Source organism: Roseateles sp. GW821-FHT09H11 (genome assembly GCF_059415845.1).
Map to the genome: position 1 here is coordinate 503,407 of NZ_JBWKOA010000004.1, position 17,001 is coordinate 520,407.

Annotated in this window: 16 protein-coding genes; 3 read left to right on the top strand and 13 right to left on the bottom strand. The window is 69.0% G+C overall.

The features are described 5' to 3' along the window. Nucleotides 1-1,065, bottom strand: a complete 1,065-nt coding sequence (locus AC07PR_RS16230) for a Gfo/Idh/MocA family protein (RefSeq protein WP_377157463.1) — start codon at nucleotides 1,063-1,065, stop codon at nucleotides 1-3. A 53-nt stretch (nucleotides 1,066-1,118) separates the two neighbouring features. Here AC07PR_RS16230 and lysS point away from each other — a divergent pair, with 53 nt between their 5' ends. Next, nucleotides 1,119-2,660 carry a lysine--tRNA ligase gene (lysS, locus tag AC07PR_RS16235; protein WP_495135890.1) on the top strand — a complete coding sequence of 514 codons (1,542 nt, stop codon included), beginning with the start codon at nucleotides 1,119-1,121 and terminating at the stop codon, nucleotides 2,658-2,660. 219 nt (nucleotides 2,661-2,879) lie between these two features. Here the strand turns inward: lysS and AC07PR_RS16240 are convergent, their stop codons facing one another. The 7 genes from AC07PR_RS16240 to AC07PR_RS16270 all read right to left on the bottom strand — a co-directional run bounded on the left by AC07PR_RS16240 (nucleotide 2,880) and on the right by AC07PR_RS16270 (nucleotide 9,847). Next, nucleotides 2,880-3,164 (bottom strand): DUF4148 domain-containing protein, encoded by a 285-nt coding sequence (locus tag AC07PR_RS16240; protein ID WP_377157467.1) that lies wholly within the window; start codon nucleotides 3,162-3,164, stop codon nucleotides 2,880-2,882. Between the two features lie 246 nt (nucleotides 3,165-3,410). Then, nucleotides 3,411-4,199, bottom strand: coding sequence for an enoyl-CoA hydratase (locus AC07PR_RS16245; RefSeq protein WP_495135968.1), 789 nt, complete (start codon nucleotides 4,197-4,199; stop codon nucleotides 3,411-3,413). A gap of 112 nt (nucleotides 4,200-4,311) precedes the next feature. Next, complete coding sequence (locus AC07PR_RS16250) at nucleotides 4,312-5,550, bottom strand: DUF3108 domain-containing protein (protein WP_495135891.1); 1,239 nt, start codon at nucleotides 5,548-5,550, stop codon at nucleotides 4,312-4,314. Then, a complete protein-coding gene (locus tag AC07PR_RS16255; RefSeq protein WP_495135892.1) occupies nucleotides 5,535-7,301 on the bottom strand; it encodes a M61 family metallopeptidase in 1,767 nt (588 codons plus the stop codon). Before AC07PR_RS16255 ends, AC07PR_RS16250 begins: the two co-directional genes overlap by 16 nt. Before the next feature lie 112 nt (nucleotides 7,302-7,413). After that, on the bottom strand, nucleotides 7,414-7,884 hold the full coding sequence (locus tag AC07PR_RS16260; RefSeq protein ID WP_431101815.1) for a DUF3429 domain-containing protein: 471 nt from the start codon (nucleotides 7,882-7,884) through the stop codon (nucleotides 7,414-7,416). Nucleotides 7,885-7,919: 35 nt separating this feature from the next. Beyond that, nucleotides 7,920-8,693, bottom strand: a complete 774-nt coding sequence (locus tag AC07PR_RS16265) for a DsbC family protein (RefSeq protein ID WP_377157473.1) — start codon at nucleotides 8,691-8,693, stop codon at nucleotides 7,920-7,922. A gap of 41 nt (nucleotides 8,694-8,734) precedes the next feature. After that, entirely contained in the window at nucleotides 8,735-9,847 is a 1,113-nt protein-coding gene (locus tag AC07PR_RS16270) for an FAD-dependent monooxygenase (RefSeq protein ID WP_495135893.1), read from the bottom strand. 179 nt (nucleotides 9,848-10,026) lie between these two features. Between AC07PR_RS16270 and ychF the strand changes: the two genes are divergently transcribed. Beyond that, nucleotides 10,027-11,118, top strand: coding sequence for a redox-regulated ATPase YchF (gene ychF / locus AC07PR_RS16275; protein WP_377157477.1), 1,092 nt, complete (start codon nucleotides 10,027-10,029; stop codon nucleotides 11,116-11,118). Nucleotides 11,119-11,209: 91 nt separating this feature from the next. Here the strand turns inward: ychF and yddG are convergent, their stop codons facing one another. After that, nucleotides 11,210-12,112, bottom strand: a complete 903-nt coding sequence (gene yddG, locus AC07PR_RS16280; protein ID WP_495135894.1) for an aromatic amino acid DMT transporter YddG — start codon at nucleotides 12,110-12,112, stop codon at nucleotides 11,210-11,212. Next, the gene (locus tag AC07PR_RS16285) at nucleotides 12,099-13,040 is read right to left on the bottom strand and encodes an AraC family transcriptional regulator (RefSeq protein ID WP_495135895.1); all 942 of its coding nucleotides are present in this window, start codon (nucleotides 13,038-13,040) and stop codon (nucleotides 12,099-12,101) included. The genes yddG and AC07PR_RS16285 overlap by 14 nt, the downstream gene beginning before the upstream one ends. Nucleotides 13,041-13,134: 94 nt before the next feature. Here AC07PR_RS16285 and AC07PR_RS16290 point away from each other — a divergent pair, with 94 nt between their 5' ends. Beyond that, the gene (locus AC07PR_RS16290) at nucleotides 13,135-13,899 is read left to right on the top strand and encodes an SDR family NAD(P)-dependent oxidoreductase (RefSeq protein ID WP_495135896.1); all 765 of its coding nucleotides are present in this window, start codon (nucleotides 13,135-13,137) and stop codon (nucleotides 13,897-13,899) included. A gap of 7 nt (nucleotides 13,900-13,906) precedes the next feature. On the opposite strand, the gene AC07PR_RS16295 is transcribed toward AC07PR_RS16290, so the two are convergent. Genes AC07PR_RS16295 through AC07PR_RS16305 form a run of 3 tightly spaced genes read right to left on the bottom strand, consistent with a single transcriptional unit; the run spans nucleotide 13,907 to nucleotide 17,000 of the window. Continuing rightward, nucleotides 13,907-14,776: a glycoside hydrolase family 16 protein gene (locus AC07PR_RS16295; protein WP_495135897.1), complete on the bottom strand. Its 870-nt coding sequence runs from the start codon at nucleotides 14,774-14,776 to the stop codon at nucleotides 13,907-13,909. Between the two features lie 23 nt (nucleotides 14,777-14,799). After that, nucleotides 14,800-16,107: an ABC transporter substrate-binding protein gene (locus AC07PR_RS16300; RefSeq protein WP_495135898.1), complete on the bottom strand. Its 1,308-nt coding sequence runs from the start codon at nucleotides 16,105-16,107 to the stop codon at nucleotides 14,800-14,802. Continuing rightward, nucleotides 16,104-17,000 carry an MOSC domain-containing protein gene (locus AC07PR_RS16305; protein WP_495135899.1) on the bottom strand — a complete coding sequence of 299 codons (897 nt, stop codon included), beginning with the start codon at nucleotides 16,998-17,000 and terminating at the stop codon, nucleotides 16,104-16,106. The genes AC07PR_RS16300 and AC07PR_RS16305 overlap by 4 nt, the downstream gene beginning before the upstream one ends. Nucleotide 17,001: the final 1 nt, after the last annotated feature.

Sequence of the window (17,001 nt, forward strand, 5' to 3'; positions counted from 1 at the left end):
TCAGAACACCAGCGGCAGGCCGACGCGCTGGCCGTCGCGCGCGCTGCGATAGCAGGCGATCAGCAGCTCCAGCGAGCGCAGGCCCTCGTAGCCGTCGACCTGTGCCTGCGCCTCGCCGCGCAGCGTCTGGATGACGTTGTCGTAGTACGCGGCGTGGCCGAAGCCGTAGACGCTGGTCGTCTCGTAGCTGGCGTTCTTCACCAGCTCGTCGTCGGGATGCGGCGTGTCGAAGGTCCAGTGTTCGATCTTGTTCACGGCAGTGCCGCCGATCTTGACCGTGCCCTTCTCGCCGAGGATGGTGATCGAGCCTTCCAGGTTCTGCGGGTAGGTCAGCATCGTCACATTGATGCTGGCCAGGCCGCCGTGGCGCAGGCGCAGGGCCAGCACGCCGGTGTCCTCGGCCTCGATGTCGCGGGCCAGCGTGGCGGTGTAGGCGTGGACGTTGTCCACCGGGCCCACCAGCCAGTCCAGCAGGTCCACGTAATGGCTGGCCTGGTTCATGAAGGCGCCGCCGTCCATGTCCCAGCGGCCGCGCCAGCGGGCGGCGTCGTAGTAGCTCTGCGGGCGGGTCCAGAACACGTTGACCGTGCTCATGAAGATGCGGCCGAAGCGGCCTTCGTCCAGCGCCTTCTTGACCAGCTGCACGGTCGCGTTCAGGCGGTTCTGCTTGACGACGAACAGCTTCACGCCGGCGTCGCGGCAGGCGCGGACCATGGCCTGGCCTTCCTCGAACTTCGTCGCCATCGGCTTCTCGCTGAGCACGTGGCGGCCGGCCTGGGCGCAGGCGATGGCCTGCTGCGCATGCAGGCCGCTGGGCGTGGACAGCACGATCAGGTCGGCGTCGGAGCCTGCGAGCAGCGCGTCCAGCGACGCGAAGCCGCGGTCCGCGGGCAGGCCGGTCTGGGCCAGCGCGGCCTGGACGGCCTCGGGGCGGATATCGCAGACGGCGACCAGCTCCGCGCGGCCCTGGTGCCGGGTCAGCGCGTCGACGTGATTCTTGGAAATACGGCCGCAACCGACCAGGGCGACGCGGACCGGGCGGTCCAGGATGGGGGACTGAGACATGGGGCGCGATTTTAAGAGCCTAAAATCGCCCCCTGCCTTTTTTGCAGCCCACGATGAGCCAGCCCCAAGACCCCCAGACCGGCAACGACACGCCGGCGCCCGCCCAAGACGAGAACAAGCTGATCGCCGAACGCCGCGAGAAACTCGCCGCCGTCCGCGAAAAGGCCAAGGCCAAGGGGGTCGCGGCCTTCCCCAACGACTTCAAACCGCAGCACCGCGCGCAGCCGCTGCAGACGCAGTACGGCGAGCTCCCGAACGAGGAACTCGAGCCGCAGGCCGTCACGGTGACGGTGGCCGGCCGCATGATGCTCAAGCGCATCATGGGCAAGGCCAGCTTTGCCTCGCTGGCCGACGCGACCGGCTCGATCCAGCTCTTCCTGTCCAAGGATGCGCTGGGCGAGGAGGTCTACAACGACTTCAAGCACTACGACCTGGGTGACATCCTGGGTGCCGAGGGCACGCTCTTCCGCACCCGCACCGGCGAGCTGTCGGTCAAGGTCACGACGCTGCGCATGCTCACCAAGAGCCTGCGTCCGCTGCCCAGCAAGTTCCACGGCCTGGCCGACCAGGAGCAGAAGTACCGCCAGCGCTACGTCGACCTGATCACCGACGGCGACGCCCGCGCACGCTTCGTGGCGCGTTCCAAGGCCGTGTCCTCGATCCGCTCGTACATGGTCGAGAACGGCTTCCTGGAAGTCGAGACGCCGATGCTGCACCCGATCCCGGGTGGTGCGAACGCCAAGCCCTTCATCACGCACCACAACGCGCTAGACCAGGAGATGTACCTGCGCATCGCGCCGGAGCTCTACCTGAAGCGCCTGGTGGTGGGCGGTTTCGAGCGCGTCTTCGAGATCAACCGCAACTTCCGCAACGAGGGGATCAGCGTCCGGCACAACCCCGAGTTCACGATGATGGAGTTCTACGCGGCCTTCTGGACCCACCAGGAGGTCATGAGCTTCACCGAGGAAGTGATCCGCCACGCCGCGCGCGCCGCCACGGGCAGCGCCCAGGTCACCTACGCCGGCAAGCCGGTCGACCTGGAGAAGCCGTTCACGCGCCTCTCCGTGCGTCAGTCGCTGATCGTGCACGCGGGCGTGACCGAAGCCGAGGCCGATGACGCCGACGTGCTGCGCGCCAAGCTCAAGGAACTCGGCGAAGAAGCGCCGAAGCACTGGGGCCTGTCGGCGCTGCAGTTCGGCCTGTTCGAGGCGGCGGTCGAGGAGAAGCTCTGGGAGCCGACCTTCATCGTCGACTACCCGGTCGAGGTGTCGCCGCTGGCGCGTGCCTCGGATGCCGACCCGACCATCACCGAGCGTTTCGAGCTCTTCATCACCGGCCGCGAGTACGCCAACGGCTTCTCCGAGCTGAACGATGCCGAGGACCAGGCGGCGCGTTTCCAGTCGCAGGTCGCCAACAAGGATGCGGGCGACGAGGAGGCGATGTTCTTCGACGCCGACTTCATCCGCGCCCTCGAGTACGGGATGCCTCCGACGGGCGGCTGCGGCATCGGCATCGACCGCCTGATGATGCTGATCACCGACAGCCCCTCGATCCGTGACGTGATCCTGTTCCCCGCGCTGCGTCGCGAGGGTTGATCGAAACGCGCACCCCCTGACCCCATTCAACGTGCAGTCAACGACTGCGAGTGGGGCCGGAATGCTGCTGGGGGTTCCCGGAGGGATGCCCCCTGCTGCGTGGAGTGCCCGCGCTTGGCCTCACGAATGAAAAAAGGACACCCGAGGGTGTCCTTTTTCCTTTGCTGGCCCCCCAGGCCGGCCGGTGCGTCCGGCAGTGTCAAGGGGGAAGCGTCGGTCTTACTTGGCCGAGTTGCCTTCAGTCGTCGCGCCCTTCTTGGCGGCGGTCTTGACCGCTGCCTTCTTGGCGGCGATCTGAGCCGAAGTCGGCGCGTTGATGCCGTTCTCGAGCGAGCCGACGCCGGCTTGCTCAGCGCTCAGCGAGGCGATTTCGCCGGAGTCGCGAGCGGCTTGCAGCTCGGCGATGACTTCGGCGCGGGTCTTCTGGGCCGGTTCGGCGGCGAAGGTGGCGCCGGCGGTCAGGAAGGCGGCGGCAATCAGGGTGGTCTTGATCAGGGTGTTCATGGCGGGCTCCTAGCGGTTCGTTGCACCGGACTCCGCACTCCGCGTTGTCCATGGGTTGAACTCTAGGCGCCGCCGCCTAGGGGAAACACTAGGCAAACTGGAAAGATCCGTTCACGGATTGTCAACAATCACCCAAGCGCACACTCAGCGTACAGCGGTTGGGGTCAAGGATTGTTTCAAAAAGAGCCTGCCTAGGCAGGGACCGTGGCCGTCCCAGGCCCTCCCCTGGAACGGTCACGCCCAGCGTCACTGATGCTTGAACGCCGGCGCCCGCTTCGCCAGGAAGGCTTCCATGCCTTCGCGCTGGTCGTCGGTGCCGAACAGCGCATGAAAGTAGCGGCGCTCGATCGCGACGCCGTCGGTCAGCGGGCCCTGGTAGGCCAGGTTGACCAGTTCCTTGATCAGCATCGTCGACGGGCCGCTGAAGCCGTTGATCGTCTCCGCCGCCGCCAGCGCCTCGGCCATCAGTTGCTCCGCGGGCACCACGCGCGACACCAGCCCGGCGCGTTCCGCCTCCGCGGCGTCCATCATGCGGGCCGTCAGCAGCATGTCCATCGCCTTGCTCTTGCTGACCGCTCGCGGCAGGCGCTGCGTGCCGCCCGCGCCGGGGATGATGCCCAGCTTGATCTCCGGCTGGCCGAAGCGCGCCGTCTCCGCCGCGATGATGAAGTCGCACATCATCGCCAGCTCGCAGCCGCCGCCCAGGGCAAAACCTGCCACCGCGCCGATCACCGGCTTGCGCACCTGCAGGATGGTCTCCCAGTTCTTCGAGATCAGCCCGCTCTTGAGCGCCGACATGAAGGTGTGCGGCGCCATCGTCGGGATGTCCGCGCCCGCTGCGAAGGCGCGCTCGCTGCCGGTCAGCACGATGCAGCCGATGCCGTCGTCCGCGTCGAAGGCCAGCAGCGCGCGACCCAGCTCGTCCATCAACGGGTCGCTCAGCGCGTTCAGCTGTTTCGGGCGGTTCAGCCGGATCACGCCCGTCTTGCGGTCGCCGCTGCCGGCGACCTCCACCAGGATGTTCTCGAACGTCACGTCGGACAGGGCTGCGATCATGGGATGTCTCCTTGAACTTGAATGGCGGCAACTATAGGGGCGCATGCTGGCGCTGATGTCCGCGCGCCCTGACGCCCTGACGCTCGGAGGCTCAGGGGCTGGCGGCGGAGGCCGACGGCGCCGGTTGAGCGGGCGCCAGCGCCTGCTTCGGCGCCGCCTTCAGCACCAGGTCGATGTGCGTGCGCGGATCCTTCGGCCGGTTCTGCCAGATCCGCACCCGCACCGGCAGGTACTGCAGCGACGGCGCCAGCCAGAACTCCGCCTGCATGTCGCCGCGGGTGTCTTCCATGTCCATGTCCGAGTCCACGTGCCACGCCGGGATCTGGCCCAGCGGCGTCGCGACGTCCTCCATCCCGCGCACCTTGTAGCGCCACAGGTGCACGTTGCGCGGCAGCGCCAGCGGCTGCTGGATCAGCAGATCGCCCTGCGCGGACTGGCGGCCGGTCAGGAAGAGCCAGGTGAACTGGACGAACTGGCTGGCCGCGTCCTGCGTGCCGTCGGGCACCGGTTCGCGGCGACCGTTGGCCAGACGCACGCCGCCCAGGTCGAAGAGCAGCGTCGACTGGCGGTTCCCGCCCGCGAGGCCGCCGGTCACTTCATCGAAACGCCGCGGCGCCAGGCCCAGCGGCGTGATCTCCCCGTCGCTGCTCATCCGGCGCGACATCAGCGGCGCGATCTTCGGACCGATCCAGGCCTCGAGGTGAACCTGGTAATGCGAGCCCTCGCGCAGCCACTGCACCCGGGCATCGCCGTGGATGGCGCCGCGGAAATCGCCGCTCAGCTTGTAGTCGAGCTCGGTGGACAACGGCCATTCGATGCCCGGCATCCACTCGCCGACCGCGTCGGAGACCGCCAGCGCCGGCGGCATCGCCAAGGCCTGCAGCTCAGGCGGCGGCTCGCTCGCGGCGGGATCGGGCGGCAGCGGTGCCGGACCGTCGCCGAGCGCCGGCATCGATTCGATGTGACGCTGCGGCGTGCCCTGCGGTCCGTCCTTTGGCGTCGTCGCCGGCGGCGGCGGCGGGGCCGGCGCCAGTTCCCGGATGAAGGCCGCCTGCAGCCGCTCCGGCTCCGGCGTCTCGGGCGCCCACTGGTCGTGGAGCTCGCGGGCGCCGCTCAGCAGCCAGAGGTGGGCGCCAATCACCGCGGCCGTGAGTCCGGCCAGCGCGACGTGATGCCTGCGGATGCCGAGCGCCGCATCGCGCCAGCGGCGCGGGTCGGCGAGCGGCGCCATGCCGGTCGCCGCGGCGGACAACGCTCGACCGACGGCCCGACCGGCATCCTGGATCTGCCGGATCTCGAGGGCGAGCCGCCGTCTCAGCCACCCAGCCATGCGCGCCGCAGGCTTTGCGCACGCGCGGGCGCCTTCTCGAGCAGGCCCAGGCAGACCGGCCGCGCGGCGCTGTCCTGCATCGGCAGCGTCAGGGCCAGCGTCAGCATCCGCTGGTCGCGCGTCACCAGCAGTTCCAGCCGTTGCGGGTCGATGTGGTTCAGCGTCAGCGGCAGGTCTTCGAGCTTGCGCACGCGCCAGCCGTTGCAGGCGACGATCTCGTCACCCGCGCTCAGCCCGGCGGCCAGGCCGGCGCTGTCGAGCAGCACGTTCTTGACCGTCACGATGCCGTCGTTCTCCGACACCCGCAGCCCCAGGCGCTGCGCCAGCGTCGGCTTGTCCAGGCACCAGCGCACGCCGACGCGCTCCAGCAGCTGCGGCAGCGGCAGGTCCTCGGTGCCATGCACCCAGGTCGACAGCGTCTGCGCGATCGCCTCGCCGCCGAGGTCGACCAGCTTCTGCAGGATCTTCGCCTCGCTGACCGGACCGCCGCCGGTGTCCTTCCACAGGCCGCGCATCAGGTCGTCCACCGACTGCGGCTTCTCGCACTTCTCGGCGCCGCGCAGCGACAGGTCCAGCGCCAGCGCCACCAGCGAGCCCTTGGCGTAGTAGCTGACCACCGCGTTGGGCGTGTTCTCGTCCTGGCGGTAGTACTTGGTCCAGGCCTCGAGGCTGGAGCGCGCCACGCTCTGGTGCTTGCGCCCCGGTGCGCCCAGCACCTGCGTGAGGGTGTTGGCGATCAGCTTCAGGTAGCGGGCCTCGTCGATCAGGCCGGCGCGGACCAGGAACAGGTCGTCGTAGTACGAGGTGAAGCCTTCGAAGAACCACAGCAGCTCGGTGTAGTTCTCCTGCTCGTAGTCGTAACGCTCGAACACGTCCGGACGCAGCCGCTTCACGTTCCAGGTGTGGAAGTACTCGTGGCTGATCAGGCCGAGCAGCTTCACGTAGCCGTCGCTGGTCTCGGACTGCCCCAGGCGCGGCAGGTCGCGCCTCGCGGCGATCAGCGCGGTGCTGGCGCGGTGCTCCAGGCCGCCGTAGCCGTCGTCAGTGCAGTTCAGCAGGAACACGTAGCGCGACATCGGCGGCTTGCTCTTGCCGCAGTGCCAGAAGGCGATCTGCGTCTCGCAGATCTTCTGTGCGTCGCGCAGCAGCCGCTCGCCGTCGAAGATCGGCAGCGCGCCGGACACGACGAACTCGTGCGGCACGCCGCCGGCGACGAATTCGCCGCGCCAGAACGGGCCGAGCTCGAAGGGATGGTCGGCCAGTTCGTCGTAGTCGGCGGCCTCGAACTGCAGCGGCGCGTCCTCGACCGGGGCCATCGCGGTGGCGACCTCCCAGCCCTCGGGCAGGCCGACGAGCTCGACGCGATGCGGCAGGTCGTCCTTGCCGTGCGCGCGCAGGCAGAGGCTGGTCGCGTTGAAGAAGCCCCGCTGCGCGTCCAGGAAGGCGGCGCGCACGGAGGTGTCGAAGGCGTAGACCGGGTAGCTGATGACCAGCGCGCCGCGGCCGGCGCACTCGAACTCCCAGCGGTTCTTCGCCGTCTGGGTGACGAGGACCTCGCGCTGGCCCTGGCGCGCCGTCACGGCGCCGAGGTGGCGGGAGAACTCCCGCACCAGGTAGCTGCCCGGGATCCAGACCGGCAGGCTCAAGGCCTGGCACGGTTCGGGCGCCGGCACGGTCAGCGTGACCTCGAAGCGATGCGCATGCGGGTCGGCGACGGCGATGCGGTAATGGATCGTGGGGCGAGCGGTCATGAGGAACAGCCTACCAAGCCTGGCCCATGCGTGGTGCGCGATTGGGCGGTTCTCGTTCAGCGGACCCGGCGAGGGTTCGCCCGGATCGACGCCTGTGCGGGTTCGGAGGGGCTCAGGTCCCCTGGGCGGCGATGAAGCAGCTGAGCGCCGCCACGGCGCTCAGCCGGAAGCGCAGCGTCAGCCACGGCGAGGCGCCCAGCGACGGATACAGCTTGCGGTCGGCGACGTAGCAGGCGATCAGCAGGAAGCCTTCGATCACCAGGCCGGCGTACGGGGGCATCGTCGAGGCGATCCAGGCCAGCAGCGCCGGCACGACACCCCAGATGAAGGGCGCGGGCGAGGGGACGGTCTGGCGCATGCCCAGGCCCCAATGGATCGCCCCGAGGAAGGTGATGACGATGGCCGCGTAGCGCGACAGGCCGTCGGTGACGTAGGGGTGCGCGTCCTCCCGCACCAGCCAGACCAGCGCCGCGCCGAGCACGAACGGGATCAGGCCGGCGTAACCCAGTCGCGCGGCGATCGGGTTGACGGAGGCCGAGGCGGCATGCACCGGGGCGGCATGGTGGGGCGTGCGGTCGCTCATGGGGCTCAATCGGGATCAGGCGAAATCAAACGGGATCAGGACTTCTTCTGCGTCTTGTCCGCTTCCTGGATCGCCTGGAAGCGTTGCTCGAGCTGCTGCGGGCTGATCGCGCCCGGGGCGCGGGTGCCGTTCTCGAACAGGATGGCCGGCGTGCCGTTGACGCGGATCTTCTGGCTGAGGGCCAGGTTGCGCTGGATGGCCGAGCTGTCGCATTTCGGGTCGGCCGGGCCGGCCATCGCGCCGTCGATCATCCAGTTGCGCCAGGCGGTGGTGTTGTCCTTGGCGCACCACATCGTGCGCGACTTCTCCGGCGAATCGCCGCCGAGGATGGGGATGACGAAGGTGTAGACGGTGATGTTGTCGACTTCCTGCAGCGACTTCTCGAAGCGCTTGCAGTAGCCGCAGTTCGGATCGGCGAAGACGGCGATGCGGCGCTTGCCGTCGCCCTTCTTCCAGACGATCGCGTCCTTGAGCGGCAGCGCGGCGAAGTCGATCGCGGTGATCTTGTCGACGCGCTCCTGGGTGAGGTTCTTGCGGTTCTTCAGGTCGAGGATCTCCCCCTCGACGAGGTACTGGCCGGCGGCGTCGGTGTAGCGGATCTCGCTGCCGATGCGGACCTCCCACAGGCCGGCGATGGGGCTGGGGCGGACCTCGTCGATCTTGATCTCCTTGGGCATCACCGCGGCGAGGTTCTTGCGGATGGTGTCCTCGTTGGCCTGGGCCGTGCAGCCGTACAGGCCGAGCGCGGCCAGCGAGGCGACCAGGGCCAGGGTCTTGCGGGAGAAGGTCTTGGACAGCGTGGAAATCATGGGGACTTTCGAGAACTTGCAGGTTGAACGGACAGGACCGTTCAGTGGCCGAGCGCGCGGGCCGTGAGCCATTTCTTGAGCGGGCCGGCGCGATCGACCAGGCGCAGGCCTTCATTGCGGAGCCGGGCGAGCACGGGCGCCTGGCTGGCGAAGCCGCGCAGCAGGCCGTCGGTCAATTCACCCATCGCCCAGGTCGGGGCGATGCGGGCGCGGGCGTAGCGGCGCAGCAGCTTCTCGTCGCCGAGGCTGCGCCAGGATTCGCGGCGGACGATGACGTCGACCAGCGCCTCGACGTCGGCCAGGCCGAGGTTCAGGCCCTGCCCCGCCAGCGGGTGGACGAGGTGGGCGGCGTCGCCGAGCAGCACCCAGCCCGGGCCGCACAGCGCGTCGGCGCGGCACAGCTGCAGCGGCCAGGCCTGGCGCTCGCCGGCCAGCTTCAGCGTGCCGGCGGCTCCGCCGGTGGCTTCCAGCAGGGCGGATTCGAATTCGGCCGGGCCGGCGGCCATCAGACGGCGGGCCTCGTCCTTGGGCAGCGACCAGACCAGCCCGTAGCTGTGACCGGGCTCGGGGCGGTCGAAAGGCAGCAGCGCCAGGACATCCGGCGATCTGAACCATTGCCAGGCCTGGCCCTGGTGCGGCTTGCTGGCGGTCAGCCGGGTGGCGACGCCCATGTGGCCGTAGTCGTGCCGCTCGTAGTGCACGCCGAATTCCTGGGCGGCGCCGGTGTCGCGGCCCTCGCACAGGGCCTGCAGCGTGGCGGGAACCGGTTCGGTCACGCGCTGCACGTGCGGGGCGAAGCGCAGCGCGGCGTCCAGCTGGTCCTCCAGCGCGGCGGCGTCGACGATGTGGGCGAGCTCGCCCGCGCCCTGCTGCCAGGCGCTGAAGTGCAGCTCCGCGCCGGCGCGGTCGCCGTGGATGCGCATGTCGTGCACGGGGGTGCGGGCGTCCTCGGCGAGGCCCTCCCACACGCGCAGCCGGGTGAGCAGCGCGACGGAGGCGGCGTTGAGCGCGTAGGCGCGCACGTCCGCGGAGGACGAGGGGGCGGCGGTCGGGCGGGCCATCAGGGCCACGCGCAGACCGCGGGCGCCGAGCGCCAGCGCCAGGCTGCGACCGACGCAGCCGTTGCCGCGCACCAGGACGTCGAACTTTTCCATGGACGGCGATTGTAGGCAGGGGCGATGGGGCGGTCCCGGGCGGGCTTCCAGACGGCGCGGACGGGCCGACGGGCGACCGCCACGGCGGCGGAAGCCGCGGTTGACTAAAATGCCGGTTTCGCCCGCGCGCTGCCGCAGGCCCACACCAGCATTCCCAGCATTTCCCCCGAAAGCCAACCATGAGCCTCAAATGCGGCATCGTGGGCCTGCCCAATGTCGGCAAGTCCACCCTCTTCAACGCGCTGACCAAGGCCGGCATCGCCGCCGAGAACTACCCCTTCTGCACGATCGAGCCGAACGTCGGCATCGTCGAGCTGCCCGATCCGCGTCTGGGGAAGCTGGCGGAGATCGTGAAGCCGGAACGCATCGTGCCGGCGATCGTCGAGTTCGTGGACATCGCGGGGCTGGTGGCGGGGGCGTCCAAGGGTGAAGGCTTGGGCAACCAGTTCCTGTCGCACATCCGCGAGACCGACGCGATCGTGAACGTGGTGCGCTGCTTCGAGGATCCGAACGTGATCCACGTCAACGGCAAGGTGGATCCGATCTCCGACATCGAGGTGATCCAGACCGAGCTGTGCCTGGCGGACCTGGGGACGGTGGAGAAGAGCCTGCACCGCTACAACAAGGTGGCGCGCGCGGGCGACAAGGAAGCGGCGGCGCTGGTGAAGGTGCTGGAGAAGTGCCAGGTCGCGCTGGACCAGGCCAGGCCGGTGCGGTCGATCGACTTCAGCAAGGAAGAGCTGGTCATCCTGAAGCCGCTGTGCCTGATCACGGCCAAGCCGGCGATGTTCGTGGGCAACGTGGCGGAAGACGGTTTCGAGAACAACCCCTTCCTGGACCGCCTGAAGGAATACGCCGCGGGCCAGAACGCGCCGGTCGTGGCGATCTGCGCGAAGACTGAAGCCGAGCTGTCGGAGATGGAAGACGAGGACCGCGCGATGTTCCTGGCCGAGATGGGCCAGGACGAGCCGGGCTTGAACCGCCTGATCCGCGCGGGCTTCAAGCTGCTGGGTCTGCAGACCTACTTCACGGCGGGCGTGAAGGAAGTGCGGGCGTGGACGATCCACGTCGGCGACACGGCGCCGCAGGCGGCCGGCGTGATCCACACCGACTTCGAGCGCGGCTTCATCCGCGCGCAGACGATCGCCTTCGACGACTTCATCCAGTACAAGGGTGAACAGGCGGCCAAGGACGCCGGCAAGATGCGCGCGGAAGGCAAGGACTACGTCGTCAAGGACGGGGATGTGCTGAACTTCCTGTTCAACGTCTGACCGCCCTTTCGCCGGACCCCAAGACGCCCGCAACTGCGGGCGTCTTTCATTTCACATGCAGCCAATGCGGATCGGCCGCGGAGCACCGCGCTCAGGCGCCCGGGCGCGCCGACCGAAGCCCCACTCCCGCAATCAACGACCCGATCGCCACCAAGCCCGCCCCAGCCCAGAAGATCAGCGGCAGGGGCGCGCTCAGCAGCACCGACGCGAACAGCGCCGACATCAGCGGCGTGCCGTTCGCGGCGAGGCCGAGGACATGGATGTTCCCGCGCAGCACGCCGATGTTCCAGAGCGTGTAGGCGAGCGTCACCGCCGCGCTCGCGAGCGCGACCTGGATGACGATGTGCATCGTCCAGTTCATCGGCGGGCGCTCCGCGTTGAGCGCGTGCACGATCCAGAAGCCCGCCGCGCTCAGCGCCATGAAGAACCAGAGCGCGTTCTTGCCTTTGGCCATGTGCTTCGTGCAGGTGCTGTAGAGCGCCCACACGATGGCGCCGATGAAGGCGAGGCCATAGCTGAGCGGATTCGACGCGGCGTTGTGGAAGAAGCGGCTGAGCGACAGTCCCTCCGGCGGCGAGGACGCCGTGATCACCCCAATGAAGGCGAGCGCCAGCCCGGCGAGCATCAGCGCGTTCAGCCGCTTGCGGTCGGCGATCGCGGAGCACAGCACGGTGAGGCTGGGCCAGAGGTAGTTGACCATGCCGACCTCGATGGCCTCGTGGCGCGTGCGCGCGAACCCGAGCGCCAGCACGAAGCAGAGCTCGTACCCCACGAACAGTGCGGCGCCGAGCCAGAGATAACGACGCGGCAGCTCGCGCAGCGAAGTGCGCGTCGGCAGGAGCAGCAGCGCGGACACGGTGAACAGCACCGCGGGCGCGCCGGTCCGGCCGAGGAATTCGATCGTGCTGCGCGTGACGCCGACGGAGGTGCTCCAGAACAGAATGGCCACGAGGCCCAGCAGCGTGGCGCCCTTCGACAGGTCAAACTTCGACATTCATGCTTTCGTTCAGGGCGACGTTTCTGGCGAATCTTCCGGGAGGCATGCCCACGTGCCGCGTGAACGCCACGCCGAACGGGCCGACGGCGCTGTAGCCGACGCGCTCGGCGATCTCCGCGATCGACAGCTCGCGCTGCCGCAGCCATTGTTTGGCGAGCGCCATGCGCCACGCGAGCAGGTAGGCCATCGGCGCAATGCCCACCGCACGGCTGAAGCGCTCGAAGAAGGCGGAGCGCGACATCGACGACTCCTTCGCGAGCTCGACGACCGTCCATGGCATCGCGGGCGATTCGTGCATGCGCCGCAGCGCCGACGCCAGCTTCGGATCGGCCAGGCCGCGCACCAGGCCCGGCGTCTGCGCCGTGCTCGCCGTCGAGCGGAAGGCTTCGATGAGGAGCACCTCCAGCAGCCGCGACATCACGATTTCGCGCGCCGGCCGATGGGCGCGGGATTCGTCGCCGACGAGCTGGACCAGCGTCGACAGGCGACTTTCGCCGCGCACGTGGACCCACTGCGGCAGCAGCGACACCAGCAGTTCCGCGTCCGGCGAGCCGAGCACGCAGTTGCCGACGAGCATCCTCATGTCAACCTTCCCGTTCGGATCTCCGATGCGCGCGCCGCCCGGCATCGGCGCGATCGGGGTCGTGACGGGCTCGCCCTCGCGCGGCGGCGGGCGATCCAGGCTCGAGGTCGAGAAGTTGCGCGCGGCCGGAATCAGCACGAAGTCGCCCGGATGGATCGTGATCGTGTCGCTGTGCGACGGCCCGTCGATCGTCACGTGGCACGAACCCTCGAGCGCGACGAAGTAGAACGGACGGCCTGTTTCGCTGCGGCGCACCGCCCAGGGCGCGGAAGCGACGACGAGCTTCGAGAACGGCGCCTGCGGCCGCAACAGGGATACGACTTCGGCCAACGGGTCGACCATCTGGACGATCTCGACAAAGTAATGGATTGCGCAGTGTAGTCAGTCCGGATTGCGCCCTCTATCGTGCGGACATCCCCAATCGAAGGAGTTCCCGATGTCCCGCACTTCCACCGTCCTGATCACCGGCTGCTCGTCCGGCTTCGGCCTCGAGACCGCGCGCTTCTTCCTCGACAAGGGCGGGCGCGTCGTCGCGACGATGCGCACGCCGCGCGAGGACCTGTTGCCGCGCTCCGAGCTGCTGCGCGTGCTGCCGCTCGACGTCACCGATGCCGAGAGCATCCGCCAATGCCTCCGGGATGCCGGCCCGATCGATGCGCTGGTCAACAACGCCGGCGTCGGCCTGCTGTCGCCGCTGGAGGCCGTCGACATGGCCAACGCGCGCGCGCTCTACGAGACCAACGTGCTGGGCACGATCGCGATGACGCAGGCGGTGCTGCCGCAGTTCCGCGAGCGCCGAGCGGGTGTGGTGGTGAACGTCACGTCGAGCGTGACGCTGATGTCGCTGCCGCTGCTCTCGGTCTACACCGGCAGCAAGGCGGCGGTGAATGCGTTCACCGAGTCGCTCGCGCTGGAGCTCGAGGCTTTCAACATCCGCGCGCGGCTCGTGCTGCCGGGCCGCTCGCCGGGCACGAGCTTCGGCGACAACGCGCGCAAGCTGACGAGCCCCGACATGCCGGAGGCCTACGTGGAATTCCGCGATCGCGTCTTCGCCGCGGTGCGCGACGCGTCCACGCCGGTGACCCACGCGCAGGACGTGGCCGAGGCCGTCTGGCGAGCGGTCACGGATCCGCAGGCGCCGATGCGGATTCCGGCGGGGGCGGATGCGGTGGCGTTGGCGACCTCGTTGGCAACGAACTGACGCGAGATCACTTCCCCGCCTGATACACCTTCACATACTCGACCTCGTACCCGATCGGAAAGATGCCGTCGTCGATCTCCCCGCCGAGGTCGCCGCCGATCGCGAGGTTGAGGATCAGGAACTGCGGCTTGTCGAACGGCCACTGCGCCGTTCCCTTGCCCAGGTTCGGATACGCCGCGTGCACCTGGCCGTCGATGCCGAAACGGATCTCCTTCGGCGTCCACAGCATCTGGTAGTTGTGGAACTCGCCGCAGGCCGTGGCGAGCTTCCTGCCGTCGCCGACGCCATGCCCGCCGTGGCCCGACGTCGTGTGCACCGTGCTGAACACCCAGTCGGGCTTCTGGCCCATGTGCTCCAGGATGTCGAGCTCCCCCGATGCGGGCCAGTCGCCCTGGCTGCCGAGCATCCAGATCGCCGGCCAGGTGCCCTGCCCGCAAGGCAGCTTCGCGCGGATCTCGAAGTAGCCGTAGGTCCACTCAGCCTTGCCCTTCGTGATCAGGCGCGTCGACGTGTACTTCTGGCCGCCCCAGTCGGGCTGCGACGACAGCGATTCCTTGCGCGCCGTGATCACCAGCCGGCCGTCCTTCAGCGCGGCGTTCTCCGCGCGCGGGCCGGCGTAGTACTGCTTCTCGCGGTTGTGCCAGCCTTGCTTGTTCATGCCCGTGTCGTAGGCCCACTTCGACTCGTCGGGCAACGCGCCCTTGTCGAATTCATCGGACCACACCAGCGTGTACCCCGCCGGCAGTCCGATCGGGCCGGTCGCCGCGCCGCCCTTCCCCGTCGCCGTCTGCGCCTGCGCGAGCGCCGCGCCGCCGTCGATCGCCAGTGCCGCCAGCAAGGGCAAGGCGGCCCAGCGCCGCGTCAGTCGTTGCTTCATGAACGAGGTCTCCGTATTGGTATTCAGCGCTTCGCGCGCCGCTGCAGCAGCTGCTCGGCATCCGCGAGCGCCGCCTTGATCGTCTTCTGTCCGCGCAGCACCTTGTCGAGCTCGGTCTGCACGACCTCCTCCGCGAACTTGGCCTGCTTGTGCACCGGCAGCGCGGTGATGCGCAACGCGTCGTCGCGCCACAGCAGCCGCGCGCGCTGCCCGCCGAGGAAGTCCACCGGCTCGCTGAAGAACGGGTCGTCGTGGACGTCGCGCAGCGCCGGGAAGGCGTCGTAGGACTTGAACGCCTGCAACTGCTGCTTCGGGTCCAGCGTCATCATCTGGATGAAGCGCCACGCGAGCAGCTTGCGCGACGGCGCGGACTTGCGCGCGATCGCATAGAAGGTGCCGCCATACGGCGCATGAGATCCACCGGGCAGCGACGCCGCGCGCCACAGTCCCTTGGTCTCCGGCGCGACGAACGCGTTGAGCTGCCCCACGAGCCACGCCCCCGACAACTCCGTCGCCAGGCGTCCCTGCTTGAAGCCGGCGCCCCAGTCGTTGGACCACGCCGGCACCTTCGCGTCGAGACCCTTCTGCCGCGCACGCAGCGACACCTCGAACGCGCGCTCGAAGCGCGGCGAATTCACCAGCACGCGCGACTCGGTGTCGAAGTAGATGCCCTCGCCCGGCTGCAGCCCGTCGGCGATCAGGATGTCCTTGATCTCCTGCACGTTGGCGATCAGGTACACGCCGGTGCGCGCCTTGATGCGCTCGCCCGCGGCGACATAGCTGTCCCAGCTGCGCGTCAGTTCCTCCGGGGGAACGCCTGCGCGCTCGAGGATGTCCTTGCGGTACAGCATCGTGCCGGGCCCGATGTCCGCGGGCATCGCGACCACCGCGCCGCTGCGTGCGATCGCCTGGTCATACGCATACGGCACGATCCGCGGGCGGTAGGCCTCGATGCCGAACGGCGGCTGTCGCAGATCCTCCAGCCCGCCGCCCTGCGCGAATCGACCGACGAAGCTCGACTCCAGCGCCATCACGTCCGGCAGCCCCACCGCCGTCGACAACGCGGTCGTCATCGCCGTGTGATGGTCGGTGTACTGGCGCATCAGGATGCGCAGCTCCACGTCCGGATGCATGGCCTGCCACGCCGGGATCGCCGCCTTGGCGATCTCGTCCATCAGCGGGAAGGCCGCGATCGTCAGCACCTCGCGCGCCTGCGCCAAGGCGGGAACGACCAGCACGCCCGACCACGCCGGCGCCGTCATCGCCGCGAGCATCCCGCGTCGGGTGAGGCCCTGGCGCACGCGCCCGTCGCGTCCGTTCTTCGCGCTCAAAAGTCGAGCTCCATCGTCATGATCGTGCCTTCACCCAGCGAGCCACCGGGCGGCGGTCGCAGATAGACGCCGAAGCGCGACGCCTGTCCGGGCCAGCGCTGAGCGCTCAGCGCCGCCATGGCCGTGTCGATGCCGGATTGCGCCTCGCCGGTGTCCGGATCGACGTTGGGCACGACGCAGCGCTCGCAAGCCGCCGCATGCATCATGCGGCGCCACCAGCCCTCGCCGTCCCGCCAGACCAACTGCATCAGGTGTTCCTCGATGAACGGCACCAGCGCCTCCTGCATGCCGCGCAGCACGAGGTTGGGCCGCAGCCGCCGCACGTCGACGCGGGCGAGTCCTTCCGCGGCCAGATGCTCGTTGAGCTCGACCACCGATCCCGTGGAAACCGCGTGCAGCGCGTTCGGCGCCGTCGCCAGCGCCGCGTGCCGATCGAGCTTCACGAGCCGGAGGTCGTGGCCGGTGACCTCGCGCAGGAACTGCGCCGCCAGGGCGCCGGCATCCCGACCGCGATGGCTCACCATGCGGCGTTCCTCCGGATGCCAGATCAGGGCATACGTCGCCGCGCCCTCCGCCTCGCGCGACAGCCGCAGCGGCTGCTGTCCCTGCGCGCACAGCAACAGCGCATCAGCCAGCAGCTTGGGCTGCAGCAGCGCCAGCTTCGGGTGCGAACCGAGCCACGCCAGCTCGCCGCGCGCGTCGACGACGATCCACTCGCGGTCGCCGACGATCCGGCCGTCCTCGTCGAAGCGCACATCGGAGACGCGCACCCCGGCACAGGACTTCACCGGATACACGTACAACGCGTCGACGCAGGCATAGGCCGTGGACGACACCGCCGCGGGATCGCCGTCGATGGCGGCCATGGCGGCAATGACGGAGGTCCGGTCCACG

Bases quoted from the DNA above. Each gene is read 5' to 3' on its own strand.
- AC07PR_RS16230 (WP_377157463.1), bottom strand. From the start codon at position 1,065: ATGTCTCAGTCCCCCATCCTGGACCGCCCGGTCCGCGTCGCCCTGGTC.
- lysS (WP_495135890.1), top strand. From the start codon at position 1,119: ATGAGCCAGCCCCAAGACCCCCAGACCGGCAACGACACGCCGGCGCCC.
- AC07PR_RS16240 (WP_377157467.1), bottom strand. From the start codon at position 3,164: ATGAACACCCTGATCAAGACCACCCTGATTGCCGCCGCCTTCCTGACC.
- AC07PR_RS16250 (WP_495135891.1), bottom strand. From the start codon at position 5,550: ATGGCTGGGTGGCTGAGACGGCGGCTCGCCCTCGAGATCCGGCAGATC.
- AC07PR_RS16255 (WP_495135892.1), bottom strand. From the start codon at position 7,301: ATGACCGCTCGCCCCACGATCCATTACCGCATCGCCGTCGCCGACCCG.
- AC07PR_RS16260 (WP_431101815.1), bottom strand. From the start codon at position 7,884: ATGAGCGACCGCACGCCCCACCATGCCGCCCCGGTGCATGCCGCCTCG.
- AC07PR_RS16265 (WP_377157473.1), bottom strand. From the start codon at position 8,693: ATGATTTCCACGCTGTCCAAGACCTTCTCCCGCAAGACCCTGGCCCTG.
- AC07PR_RS16270 (WP_495135893.1), bottom strand. From the start codon at position 9,847: ATGGAAAAGTTCGACGTCCTGGTGCGCGGCAACGGCTGCGTCGGTCGC.
- ychF (WP_377157477.1), top strand. From the start codon at position 10,027: ATGAGCCTCAAATGCGGCATCGTGGGCCTGCCCAATGTCGGCAAGTCC.
- yddG (WP_495135894.1), bottom strand. From the start codon at position 12,112: ATGTCGAAGTTTGACCTGTCGAAGGGCGCCACGCTGCTGGGCCTCGTG.
- AC07PR_RS16285 (WP_495135895.1), bottom strand. From the start codon at position 13,040: ATGGTCGACCCGTTGGCCGAAGTCGTATCCCTGTTGCGGCCGCAGGCG.
- AC07PR_RS16290 (WP_495135896.1), top strand. From the start codon at position 13,135: ATGTCCCGCACTTCCACCGTCCTGATCACCGGCTGCTCGTCCGGCTTC.
- AC07PR_RS16295 (WP_495135897.1), bottom strand. From the start codon at position 14,776: ATGAAGCAACGACTGACGCGGCGCTGGGCCGCCTTGCCCTTGCTGGCG.